The following is a 12,190-nucleotide window of genomic DNA, read 5'->3' on the forward strand; positions in this document are numbered from 1 at the left end:
AAAGTTACTAAAAGTAACCAAAAGATTATACATTTGCCCTGTAAACAATAAAAAATAATTACACAATGAATTTTACAGACAAAAATGTAGTAATAACAGGAGGAAGCACAGGGATAGGATTTGCAACAGCAAAAGCTTTTATAGAAGCAGGAGCAAATGTTCTAATCACCAGCAGAAATGCGAACAATCTTAAAAGTGCGGAAGAAAGGATCGATAATCCAAAACTGAAAACCCTGGTTTCAGATACTTCAAATTTATCAGGAATCGCAGTGTTGGAAAAACACATTGCCGAAAGCGGGAATAAAGTAGATGTCCTGTTCCTGAATGCCGGGACAGCAGTTTTCACACCTATTGAGCAAACTACAGAAGAGGATTTCGATTATCAGTTCAATACTAATGTCAAAGGTTATTATTTCACGTTACAAAAGTTAATCCCATATTTTACGGAAGGCTCTTCTGTGGTATTTAATTCCTCAACTGTTGCTACAACTGCACAGATGTACGGAAGCGTTTATTCTGCAACGAAGGGAGCCGTCAATAAAATTGCTCAAATCGCAGCCAATGAACTGGCAGAAAGAAAAATCAGAGTGAATATTGTAAGTCCGGGACCTACAAAAACAGAAGGTTTTGACAAGGCGGTTCCAAGTCTTGAAATGCAGGATGAGTTTGCTAAATCTGTCGCATTGGGGAGAATGGGAAATCCTTCCGAGATTGCAAAAGCAGTTCTTTTCTTGGCATCTAATCAGGCAAGTTTCATTACTGGTACAGAGTTATTGGTAGATGGCGGAGCAATCGGATATCTGTTGAAATAAATTTTAGATAAAAATTTCCGGTTCAAACAACCGCAGACTGTTACACTCTGCGGTTGTTTGATTTTCTATGATAAAAAAATTGTGGTATATTCATTTTTTTAATTTTTGCTGTAAAAAAGATTGTAGTTTCGCAAAAATAAAACCTAACCTTTCATGAATTTAAAAAACAAGACAACCAAAGGTTTTGTAATCCTACTCTCAATCATCATTGTTTTAATTGGAACATTTGTTTTTTATCAAAAGAAAATCCGCTACAATCTGGTTACGATTTCTGAGAACAAGGTTTACAATTCTGGCACAGTTCCACCAAACAAATTACCCGAATTCTTAAAGGATCATAAAATAAAAACAGTAATCGATTTGCGCAATGGCGAAGAACAGACTGAATTAAATCCTGAAACTAAAAAACAAGTGGGCGCTGAAGAAAATGTGATAGATAGAATTTCAAACGTTAATTATTTCAATCTTCCAACGGACCAAATTCCACAAGACAGCACCGTTCAAAAATTCCTGAAAATTATGGACAATCCTAAAAATTATCCCGTATTGATCCATTGTCATCACGGTGTTGGGCGTTCACGACTATTCAGTTCTATTTACAGAATTGAGTATGAGAATTTTTCAAATGACGATGCGAGAGCTCATGCTCGTTACCTTTGGGAATTGAGTGGAAATTTTTCGGAGAACTCTTCAAAAGGGAAATATCTGATTAATTATAAAAAAAGGATTCAACATCATAATACTTTATGATTTGAAGAAATAAATCCTTACTTTAGTAACCATAACTAATTTGAAAACTAAATTCCATGGAAAAAGGGAAAGCACCTGTATTTACAATGTGGATTATTGTTCTGATCGTGGGAGCTGCATTGTACAAGCAAATCGATTTTAAAGGTATGACTGTCGAGAAACCAGCATTATCTGTGCTTTATGCCGTGACTTTTATATTTGCTGTCGGCGTTTTAATAAGACATTATACCACAAAAACCGAGAAATAGCAATCAATCTTTTATATAAAAACCGTCCTTTTGAAGAACGGTTTTATTTTTATTAATTATTCAGAATATAATTTCAGTAATTGTCTATAACCAATCAGGATGGCAGATTTTGATATAAAACCAATGAATTTGTTATTCTCATCCACAACCGGTAGATTCCAATATCCCGTATCATCAAAAATCTGAAGTATTTCCAAAGCTTTTTTGTCTGGATAAATCACTGCTGGTGGTACTTTCATAATTTTGACAATTGATAAAGAATCGGTTTCTTTTGAAAAAAGATAAGGGCGAATATCATCAAGGCCAAGAATCCCTTTGAGGTTACCCAAATCATCCACAACGGCAAAAGTATTTTTGTTTCCGTTTTTTATCATCTCGAAAAGCTCTGTGATAGATGCATTTAAATTAATCGTTTGAGATTGCAAATCGATATAATCTTTGGTATGCAGAGAAAAGAGAAGATTCTTGTCGTGTTTGTTGGTGAAGATCTTCCCCTGATCTGCGAGAGATTTCAGTTCCGGAGAAATCGGAGAGAAGCGTTTTGCCATCAGATAAGAAATCACGGAAACAATCATCAAAGGAATGAACAAATCATAGCCGAAACTGGATTCGGCGATCAGGAATATCGCCGTCAAAGGCGCATAGAGAATTCCGCTCATTGCACCAGCCATTCCCACCAAAACGAGATTGGTAACAGGAACTTCTTTGAAACCCAATTGTTGGCAAACTACAGCAAAAAGAAATCCAGCAGTTCCGCCAGCAAAAAGAGACGGTGCAAAGTTACCACCATTCCCTCCACTGAAAATTGTAAAAGGTGTGGCAAAAGCTTTCAGAATCAATACAAGAATCAGAAAAATAATAATGGTAAAATTCTTGAACTCAAAATACCTGAACAAACTATTTTCTATTATTACAAGAGTATCACCATTGGTAAAAGCCTTGATGGTATCATAACCTTCTCCAAACAGCGGTGGAAATAATACGCAAAGCAAAGATAAAACAGCTCCTCCAAACATCGCCCTTCTAAGCGGCGGCATGTTAAACTTTTGAATAAAATGTTCTATTTTTTGAGAAATAGTCACAAAATAACGAGCATACAATCCCGTTACTATTCCCAAAATAAGATAATAAGGTATATTTTTATAATTAAAGGCTTCTCTTGTGTAAAATCTAAAAAGTACATCTTCCTGCAACAATATTCTCGACAGTAAACTTCCACAAACCGCAGCCACAACCAATGGAATAAAATCTGTAAAAACAACGCCTGTAAGCAAAATCTCGAAGGCAAACATAATACCTGCAATCGGTGCATTGAAAGCAGAGGCAATACCAGCACTAGCTCCAGCTGCCAACAACAAAGTACGTTCTTTATAACCCAATCTATAGGTCTGAGCATAATTGGAGCCAATAGCCGCACCAGTCACCGCAATAGGACTTTCCAGACCCGCCGAACCACCCAACCCAACAGTTATCGCACTCTGAACGATCTGAGAATACATCTTGACCGATGAAACGATACTCGAATTTTGTGCAATCTCATACAAGATAGCGCCTACTCCTTTCCTATCTTGCCCTTTGAATAATGTCTGAACTGTAATTGTAGTTAGCACAATTCCTAAAAAGGGAAACACAATATAGAATAGAATCTGATATTCAAAATGAACTTTGTGAGTTATAAAGTAATGGATATTGTGAACCAAAGTCTTTAAAATCACACCTGCCATTCCTGCTGTAAGCCCTACCAAAACTCCTGAAAGGAGGAGAAACTGATTTCTACTCAACCTGCTATTTAACCAATGGAGAATAAGCTCATAGCTCTTCACTTTCTCCAGTCCGAACTGCTGGAAATCTCTTTTGAATTTTAAAAAGCTGAGGTATTTTTTTCTATTACGAATCTTCAAAACCGTGAGTTTGAATACAAATATACCAAATGAAAAAGCGAATCACGAATCTCTTCCGTCGACATCAATTTGTTATTTGAAAATCTTTTGTGCAAATTCATAAAGACAACGTCTCCAAGTCAGCCATTCGTGGTAAGTTCCAGCAGATTGGTATTGTTCGAACGGATATTTGTTTTGATTTAAATATTCACTCAACATATTATTATAATTGATAAAACGCTGATTCTCTTTTTCGCCAATTCCCATAAAAAAGAAAGGCTTTGACTTTGACTTCAAAAGATTCTCAATCGGTAATTCTTTGAAAGGCTGACTTTCCGTTCCCTCATAAATTACCGGACTGAACGAACCAATCGCAGAAAACCAATCGGGATGATTAGCGCCAATCAACATCGCCTGATAACTTCCTCGCGAAAGTCCTGCAATGGCTTGTTTTTGATTGGTTTTATATTTTTTATCGATGTACGGAATCAATTCCTGAACCACAATTTTGTCTAAATTTTTGGCCGAAAGAACCGTTCTCGGATAATCGTCTGGTAATTTTTCCTGTTCGGGAGTCAAAGCAACACCGTAATCCATTACCACAATCATTTCTTTCGCTTTTCCTTCTGCAAAAAGATTATCCAAAATATTTTTGATAAAACCTTGCTTTTCCCAACCGGTAATATCTTCGCCAGTTCCGTGATAAAGGTATAAAACCGGAAATTTATTCGTTCCATAACTTGGTGGCAGATACACTTTGAAATTTCGTTTTCCTTTTGTGATTTCAGAATTCAGACTGTCATCAATTATTTTCCCGTGTTTTACATTTTTTTCAAAGAAAAAATCTTCGTTTGCAGGAATTTCGATGCCACTTGTTGGTTGTCCGTAACCGAAATACAGTTCTGTATTCGGGTCGTTGGTTCGTTTTCCATCAACATTGAACCAATAATAATGAAAACCGATTTCTAATGGCGAAGTTGAGACATTCCAAAAACCTTCTTTATCTTTAGTTGTATTAGATTTAATGTTTTGCATTCCATCGCCGCCTTCCAGAATTACAGATTTGGCTTCAGGAAAATAAACTTTGAACTGAGCTTTTCCGTCAGCATCAATTTTTGGAAACTCTTTACCAGCTTTCGCCGTTGAAGATGTTTTATAGTTTTGTGAAAAGACAAGTGATGAACTTAGAGCAAGAACAGCAGTTATTATTTTAATTGGTTGCATTGATGTCAATTTGAATGGTTGAATTTAAGGATTCATTATGCCTTAAACAAAAAAACCGCCATTAAAATGACGGTTTATATTTTATGATTTAGAAATCTAATAATTGCCTTCGTCCTGAAGTTCTCTTGTCTGATATTCCTGAACCAACTCTATTGCGTTATTAATCACATCACTCAATGCTGTAATAAAAGTGCCTTCTTCTGCCAGACTCATTGCATGTTTCAAAGCATCGATTTCTTTCGGGATACATTCGTAGCTGACGCTTTTGTCCACACTTTGGATGCCTTCTATAATCAATCCATTAATTTCATCTTCAAGCCTGCCTCTCAAGTGTTTTTCATTTCTGATAATGATATGGTCAAACATTCTTGCTGCAATCTTACCACATTCGCGGATATCATTATCTCTTCTATCTCCGACTCCGGAAATAATCCCGATTTTTTTATTGGATTCTACATTTCTCAGATAATCTTCAATTGCTTCATAACTCGCAGGATTATGCGCAAAATCAATCATCACTTTAAAGTTTTTGAATTTGAAGATATTCAGTCTTCCAGGTGTTAACTGAGCACTTGGAATAAATGTTGTCAAAGCCAAAGCAATATTCGGAATTTCAAAACCGTAAACGTAAGCAGCTAATGAAGCAGCTAAAACATTTGCAATCATAAACTTCGCTTTTCCTTCCATTGTAATTGGGATATTTTTAACCCTTTCGATTCGGATTTTCCATTCGCCTTTTTTGATGGTTACGAAACCTTCTTCGTAAACGCAGGTAATTTTTCCTTCTTTCGCAAATTTCTTGATATGAGGATTATTTTCATCCAAACTGAAAAGCGCTACTTTTGAATGTAAATCACCAGCCAATCGCATAGAATACTCATCATCTGCATTCAGAATACACCAGCCATCTTTTTTCACGCTATCCAGAACGACACGTTTTACCCTTGTCAAATCCTTCAGATTATGAATATCACTGATTCCCAAATGGTCTTCTTTAATATTCGTCAAAACACCAACATCGCAAGTTCCAAAACCTAGTCCGGAACGGAGAATTCCACCTCTGGCAGTTTCCAGAACAGCAAATTCTACAGTCGGGTCTTTCAGGATAAATTCCGCAGACATCGGTCCGGTTGTATCGCCTTTTTCAAGTAAAGTATTTTGAATGTAAATTCCATCTGAAGTAGTAAATCCTACTCTTTTTCCATTGTTTTTAACGATATGTGCCAACAATCTGGTAGTTGTAGTTTTCCCATTAGTCCCAGTCACAGCAATAATCGGAATTCTGAATTCTTTTCCTGGCGGATAAAGCATATCAACAACCGGAGCAGCCACGTTTCTCGGTAAACCTTCACTTGGAGCCAAATGCATTCTGAAACCAGGCGCAGCATTCACTTCCAAAATGGCTCCACCACTTTCTTTCAATGGCTGAGTTAAATTCTCTGCCATAATATCAATCCCACAAACATCCAATCCAATAATTCTGGAAACACGTTCCGCCATCTGAATATTCTCCGGATGAATCATATCGGTCACATCAATCGACGTCCCGCCTGTGGAAAGATTCGCTGTTGATTTCAGATAGACGATTTCCCCTTTTTGCGGAACAGTTTCTAATGTATAATTGAGTTTTTCAAGAAGCTCATTGGTATCTTTATCAACATCAATTTCTGTCAGGACATTTTCGTGTCCGTAACCTCTTCTTGGGTCCAAATTTTCTTTATCGATAAGTTGTTGAAGATTTAGTTCACCATCGCCTACAACGTGCGCAGGAACTCTTCTAGCCGCTGCAACCATTTTATGATTAATAACCAAAACCCGGAAATCAAAGCCCGTAATATATTTTTCAACAATGACTTTTCTGGAATATTTTTGAGCATGTTCCAAACCGACCAAAGCCGTTTCATAATCTTTGACATTGATGGAAGCTCCTTTTCCGTGATTGCCGTCCAAAGGTTTCAGAACCAACGGATAACCGATTTTTCTGATAACCGCTTGCAAATCCTCTTCATCTACAACCAAACCTCCGGAAGGAACAGGAATTGCGGCATCCTCGAGCATTTTTTTTGTCAATTCTTTGTTACAAGCAATATCTACCGCAATACTGCTTGTATTTCCGGTAATCGTTGCTTGGAAACGCTGTTGGTTGATACCGTAACCTAATTGAACCAAGGAATTTTTCCCCAATCTAATCCACGGAATTCTTCTGGAAGCCGCTTCCTCAACAATACTTCCTGTAGATGGACCTAATCGCTCCCTTTCACGAATTTCTTTCAGAGTCTGAATACAAGAATTGATATCATAATCAGTACCTGCGATAAGCGATTTTGCTATTTTCACGGATTCTTCTGCTGCAAAAACACCTGCTCTTTCTTCGATATAATTGAAAACGACATTGTAAGTTCCTGGCGTTTTAGTTTCTCTTGTTCTTCCGAAACCAACATCCATTCCTGCCAACGTTTGGATTTCCAACGCAATATGTTCTATCACATGTCCCATCCAAGTTCCCATCTCCACACGTTTGAAAAATCCACCCTCGGTTCCTTCGGAACACCTATGGGAATATAATGATGGTAACAATTTTTCAATTCTCTCTCGGAAACCTTCTATCTTATTGGTAGGCAGATGTTCTATCTCTTCCAAATCCAAACGCATCTGAATGAGTTTTTTTCTAGTAATACTCCAAATATTCGGACCTCTTAAAACTTGTATTTTTTCTATTTTCATATTGAGCTATCGCTATTTCTTAAACCAAATTACATTTCTACTTTATCAAAGATAATAGAAAAGCAGTAAAATCAAGAAAAATCAGAAATAAATATTTTATTATAAAACAAATCTGTTATCAATTATTCAAATAAATTAACGATTCGTTAATTCAATACTACTATTTTCATTAAATAAGTAGTTAATAATTAAAACTTTGAATAATTCTGGTCAATTTTTCAAGCTATAATATGAGGTCTATTCTATTATGATTTATTATTTTTGTTAACTATGAAATCAAAAGGAAAACTAGTCATCATTGGAGGTGCTGTGAACAAAGGTAGTTTTACAGAGACCAGTTTTGACCAAAATGTTGAAAAAAATCTGAACTTTTTTGAACGCGGAATCCTCAGAAAGATCATTGATGAATCGAAGCTGAAAGAAGACTCTGTCATTGAAGTGATCACGACCGCATCCCAAATCCCCGACATCGTAGGTCCAGAATATAAAAAAGCCTTCGAATATCTTGGAATTAAGAATTGTAATATTCTCGATATCCAAAACCGGGAACAAGCTAACAGTGATGCCATTGTTGCTAGAGCTAATGCAGCGGATGTTGTAATGTTTACGGGAGGTGACCAACTTCGTCTAACCTCTATTCTTGGTGGGACTAGATTTCACGATGCGATATTAACAAAATATCAAACCGAAGATTTTATCTATGCCGGAACTTCTGCCGGAGCTGCTGCGGCATCAGAAAATATGATCTATCAAGGTTCTAGCTCTGAAGCTCTTTTGAAGGGCGAGATCAAAACAACGCAAGGTCTTGGTTTTATAGAAAATGTGATTATTGATACACATTTTGTACAACGGGGAAGAATCGGCAGATTGTTTCAAGCCGTTGTGAATAATCCGAGAACACTAGGAATTGGTTTAGGAGAAGACACCGGATTATTTATTGAAAATGATACAATGACGGCAATTGGTTCTGGTTTGGTGATTATCGTGGATGGACTTCAAATCAAAGATACGAACCTCACGAACGTAGAATTGGGTCAGCCGATTTCTATTAAAAATCTGATCGTGGATGTGCTTTCTATGAATGATACTTTTGATTTGAAGTCCAGAGAAATGACGATTGTTAATTCCCAATACAATCCGATTCCGCAAGTTCTTCCGAATAGTTAATTGATAGATGTTAGAAATTAGATTTTAGAAGTTAGAGATCACACGTCGATTTCAATATCTACTATTTCTATTATTAATCATTATATATTCAACAATGTCAGTCTGAGGTTCTCGAAAACCTCTAAAAATAAAATCTTCTGTCAGTCTGAGGCTCTCGAAGACACATAGAAACAAATTTCCATATATGAAAATAATCATCCACGGTGGATTTTTCTCCGAAAGCAGCCAAAGCAATGAAGTGAAAGTTGCCAAACAAAACTCACTGAAAGACATTACGAAAAAGTCTTACGATTTCCTACAAAATAATTCTGCGTTCGATACTGTTGCTTATGCAGTTTCGCTTTTAGAAGATGATGAGTTGTACAATGCCGGAATTGGTTCGCAAATTCAAAGTGATGGTGTCATCCGAATGAGTGCGGCGATTATGGACGGTGAAACTCAGAAAATGAGTGGTGTGATCAATATCCAGTATGTGAAAAATCCTATTTTGGTTGCTAAAGAATTAATGAAAGAAGACGATCGCGTTCTTGGCGGGAACGGCGCCAAAAAATATGCTATAGAAAATGGTTTCGAAGATTTCTCTACAGAAATTCCTCAACGAAGAAAAGAATACGAAGAGAAATTGAAAACTGGCGGAAAAGGAACTGTTGGAGCAGTTGCGCTTGACAAACACGGCAAACTGGCTGTTGCAACTTCGACTGGTGGAAAAGGTTTTGAAATCCCTGGAAGAATCTCTGATTCTGCGACGGTGGCAGGAAATTTCGCTAATAAATTCTGTGCGGTGAGCTGTACCGGCGTTGGTGAAGATATTGTGAGTAATGCGACCGCAGCAAAAATCGTAACCCGAGTAACTGATGGATTAACCATCGAAAATGCTTTTGACAGAACCTTTGAAGAACTGAAAGAAATCGATGGTTTTGCAGGTGCGATTGGGATAGATTGTGAAGGTAATATTTTACATCAGGATTCTTATCCGACGATGGTTTTTGCTAGTTTTGACGGTGTGGATTTTGAGGTTTTTGAGTAAAATATTATGAGGAAACCCATCCTATTGCTCTATCTATTTATCTCTATTTTTTCTTTTGCACAGGAAAAAAGCATTGATATTCTTACGGATGAAATGTGTCTGAGTTTCAAAAATAACGAAAACCTGAGTGACTCTGTAAGAATTGCAGTTCTAAATGAAAAACTTATAATTCCTTACCTAAATCAATTTCCTGAAACAGAAAAGGCTTCTATCACAGATCAGCTATATTTTAGATTTCAAAAAAACTGCAAAGAATTTTTAGACTTTCTTTATAGAATTGATCCTCCAAAAAATGATGATTGGAAAAAACTTAACGCTCGGCCGGATATTACCATTACGAAAAAAGAGTTAGATGATTTGAAGAATCAGCACAATTTCTACTACTTCGAATGGGAAGGTGAAAAAACAACCGTAAAAACCTCAAATAAATATTGGATTGACACGTTTTCTGATGGAACTTATTCAAAATTGCATTTCAAATGGCTGACCAGCAATCAATTTGAATTAGAATTCATTGAGAGCAATAATAACGGAAGAAAGAATTTCAGCAAACTTGGCGACAAGTATTTTTACGAGATTGTCAGCAAAGAAAATGATTATTATTGGATTTTAGTCACGATTCCAGGACAGCAAGGATTAGTTATGTTTAAATTTTTTATTAGAAAATAAACGAAAACCACCATCTCTCGACAGCGGTTTTTATCATTTATCGTTTATGACCTATCATTCATAATCAATCCAGCCAACCCATGTCCTTCATCCACTCATCATTGTAGATTTTCCCTACATAACGGCTTCCGTGGTCGTGTAGCAAAACGACGATCACATCATCTTTTGTGAACTGGTCTTTCATCTGAACCAAAGCTGACATTGCGCTTCCTGCAGAATAACCACAGAAAATCCCTTCTTCTTTGGCCAGTTTTCTTGCGTAGATTGCACCGTCTTTATCAGTCACTTTTTCAAAATGGTCAATGACACTCATATCATAATTCTCAGGAAGAATATCTTCGCCAATACCTTCTGTAATGTAAGTATATGCGTGATTCAAATGAATCTCTCCCGTTTCGTGGATTTCTTTCAAGATTGAACCGTAAGTATCAACGCCTATAACTTTGATATTTGGATTTTTTTCTTTGAAGAATGTTCCGCAACCAGTCACTGTTCCGCCTGTTCCGGCTCCGGCTACGAAGTGCGTCAATTGTCCATCCGTCTGTTCCCAGATTTCTGGTGCTGTACTTTCGTAATGCGCCTGTCTATTGGACAAATTATCGTATTGATTCACATACCAGCCATTTTCCGTTTCGGTTGCCAATCTTTTAGAAACCGAATAATAGGAACGCGGGTCAGTAGGTTTTACATCCGTTGGACAAACAATCACCTCTGCACCAACGGCACGAAGAATATCACATTTCTCTTTGGATTGTTTGGAGTTAGTTACGAAAATACATTTGTAACCTTTCTGGATTGCCACCAAAGCTAATCCCATTCCTGTGTTTCCAGAAGTTCCTTCGATAATTGTTCCGCCAGGTTTCAGACGTCCGTCTTTTTCTGCATCTTCAATCATCTTCAGCGCCATTCTGTCTTTAACGGAATTTCCAGGATTAGTCGTTTCCACTTTTGCGAGAACCAAAGCAGGAAAATCTTCTCCAAGAACTTTATTGATTTTAACCAAAGGCGTGTTACCAATGGTTTCTACTATATTATTGTAATATTTCATAATTCTATATTTTAATTTAAGGAAATTATCCTCTTGCTCTTTCCAAAAGAACCATCATGAGAAAACTCAAAACAACCAAAGATTCGTCTTCATCATCAATATCAATCAATCTTTCTAATTGAAATCTTCTCCCAACTAATGAAGGCATTTTTTTCAGTCTGAAATACTCTTTGCCCGCATTATCTTTCACGGTGTAAGAAGGATTCAGAAAATAACCTGTGAACAATCCTAAAATAGGAATCTCGCCAATGAAACTGTCAACAACCTTAATCCAACCATTATCTTCATTGATCTGATATTTCGGCTGATCATTTTCATCAATGATATCGTAGCGCGATTTCCAGATGGAGCGCATTCCCTTTCTCGCCAATCTTCCGAACCTTTTACCATTAACCAAATCCGTCATCATATAAGATGCGTTGAAGTCAATCCATTGGTTAGCTTTGATGTTGAATAATTCCTTAGACTTACTTTCATCGTTAAAAACAATCACATCTTCCTTCAGCTTAAACATTTTTTGGCGAACATAAGCGACATAATTACCGTTTCTATCGGTGATGTTGAAATCGCTGGCCAGCGTCGTAATCTTGAATTTGAAATCAAGTGGATAATTGAGGTTTTTTAATATCATTTAATTGTTT

The 12,190-nt window shown here is 36.8% G+C and carries 11 protein-coding genes; 6 read left to right on the forward strand and 5 right to left on the reverse strand.

Translation table 11 applies throughout. The annotated features are described in order from the left end of the window. Positions 1–65 precede the first annotated feature (65 nt). From RTX21_RS01005 to RTX21_RS01015, 3 genes are all read left to right on the forward strand, one after another. Positions 66–812 (forward strand): SDR family oxidoreductase, encoded by a 747-nt coding sequence (locus RTX21_RS01005; protein ID WP_312764762.1) that lies wholly within the window; start codon positions 66–68, stop codon positions 810–812. A gap of 153 nt (positions 813–965) precedes the next feature. Continuing rightward, positions 966–1,562, forward strand: a complete 597-nt coding sequence (locus tag RTX21_RS01010; RefSeq protein WP_312764763.1) for a dual specificity protein phosphatase family protein — start codon at positions 966–968, stop codon at positions 1,560–1,562. Between the two features lie 56 nt (positions 1,563–1,618). Continuing rightward, positions 1,619–1,810, forward strand: coding sequence for a hypothetical protein (locus RTX21_RS01015; protein ID WP_312764766.1), 192 nt, complete (start codon positions 1,619–1,621; stop codon positions 1,808–1,810). Positions 1,811–1,866: 56 nt separating this feature from the next. Here the strand turns inward: RTX21_RS01015 and RTX21_RS01020 are convergent, their stop codons facing one another. The 3 genes from RTX21_RS01020 to cphA all read right to left on the reverse strand — a co-directional run bounded on the left by RTX21_RS01020 (position 1,867) and on the right by cphA (position 7,638). Beyond that, positions 1,867–3,711, reverse strand: a complete 1,845-nt coding sequence (locus RTX21_RS01020) for a chloride channel protein (RefSeq protein WP_312764768.1) — start codon at positions 3,709–3,711, stop codon at positions 1,867–1,869. Between the two features lie 72 nt (positions 3,712–3,783). Then, positions 3,784–4,914 (reverse strand): alpha/beta hydrolase-fold protein, encoded by a 1,131-nt coding sequence (locus RTX21_RS01025; RefSeq protein ID WP_312764770.1) that lies wholly within the window; start codon positions 4,912–4,914, stop codon positions 3,784–3,786. Positions 4,915–5,010: 96 nt separating this feature from the next. Beyond that, the gene (gene cphA / locus RTX21_RS01030) at positions 5,011–7,638 is read right to left on the reverse strand and encodes a cyanophycin synthetase (RefSeq protein WP_312764772.1); all 2,628 of its coding nucleotides are present in this window, start codon (positions 7,636–7,638) and stop codon (positions 5,011–5,013) included. 270 nt (positions 7,639–7,908) lie between these two features. On the opposite strand from cphA, the gene RTX21_RS01035 reads away from it, so the two are divergent. From RTX21_RS01035 to RTX21_RS01045, 3 genes are all read left to right on the forward strand, one after another. Beyond that, complete coding sequence (locus RTX21_RS01035; protein ID WP_312764773.1) at positions 7,909–8,805, forward strand: cyanophycinase; 897 nt, start codon at positions 7,909–7,911, stop codon at positions 8,803–8,805. Positions 8,806–8,989: 184 nt separating this feature from the next. Then, positions 8,990–9,832: an isoaspartyl peptidase/L-asparaginase gene (locus tag RTX21_RS01040; RefSeq protein WP_312764775.1), complete on the forward strand. Its 843-nt coding sequence runs from the start codon at positions 8,990–8,992 to the stop codon at positions 9,830–9,832. A 6-nt stretch (positions 9,833–9,838) separates the two neighbouring features. Continuing rightward, a complete protein-coding gene (locus tag RTX21_RS01045) occupies positions 9,839–10,501 on the forward strand; it encodes a hypothetical protein (RefSeq protein WP_312764777.1) in 663 nt (220 codons plus the stop codon). A gap of 64 nt (positions 10,502–10,565) precedes the next feature. Here the strand turns inward: RTX21_RS01045 and RTX21_RS01050 are convergent, their stop codons facing one another. Both RTX21_RS01050 and RTX21_RS01055 read right to left on the reverse strand, forming a co-directional pair. After that, entirely contained in the window at positions 10,566–11,549 is a 984-nt protein-coding gene (locus RTX21_RS01050) for a pyridoxal-phosphate dependent enzyme (RefSeq protein WP_312764779.1), read from the reverse strand. Between the two features lie 25 nt (positions 11,550–11,574). Beyond that, on the reverse strand, positions 11,575–12,180 hold the full coding sequence (locus RTX21_RS01055) for a hypothetical protein (RefSeq protein ID WP_312764781.1): 606 nt from the start codon (positions 12,178–12,180) through the stop codon (positions 11,575–11,577). Between the last annotated feature and the right edge of the window lie 10 nt (positions 12,181–12,190).

This window comes from Epilithonimonas sp., from assembly GCF_032054305.1.
Lineage (GTDB): Bacteria > Bacteroidota > Bacteroidia > Flavobacteriales > Weeksellaceae > Epilithonimonas.

Excerpts from the sequence above, each read along its gene's own strand:
- RTX21_RS01005 (WP_312764762.1), top strand. The coding sequence starts at position 66 with ATGAATTTTACAGACAAAAATGTAGTAATAACAGGAGGAAGCACAGGG.
- RTX21_RS01010 (WP_312764763.1), top strand. The coding sequence starts at position 966 with ATGAATTTAAAAAACAAGACAACCAAAGGTTTTGTAATCCTACTCTCA.
- RTX21_RS01015 (WP_312764766.1), top strand. The coding sequence starts at position 1,619 with ATGGAAAAAGGGAAAGCACCTGTATTTACAATGTGGATTATTGTTCTG.
- RTX21_RS01025 (WP_312764770.1), bottom strand. The coding sequence starts at position 4,914 with ATGCAACCAATTAAAATAATAACTGCTGTTCTTGCTCTAAGTTCATCA.
- cphA (WP_312764772.1), bottom strand. The coding sequence starts at position 7,638 with ATGAAAATAGAAAAAATACAAGTTTTAAGAGGTCCGAATATTTGGAGT.
- RTX21_RS01035 (WP_312764773.1), top strand. The coding sequence starts at position 7,909 with ATGAAATCAAAAGGAAAACTAGTCATCATTGGAGGTGCTGTGAACAAA.
- RTX21_RS01040 (WP_312764775.1), top strand. The coding sequence starts at position 8,990 with ATGAAAATAATCATCCACGGTGGATTTTTCTCCGAAAGCAGCCAAAGC.
- RTX21_RS01045 (WP_312764777.1), top strand. The coding sequence starts at position 9,839 with ATGAGGAAACCCATCCTATTGCTCTATCTATTTATCTCTATTTTTTCT.
- RTX21_RS01050 (WP_312764779.1), bottom strand. The coding sequence starts at position 11,549 with ATGAAATATTACAATAATATAGTAGAAACCATTGGTAACACGCCTTTG.
- RTX21_RS01055 (WP_312764781.1), bottom strand. The coding sequence starts at position 12,180 with ATGATATTAAAAAACCTCAATTATCCACTTGATTTCAAATTCAAGATT.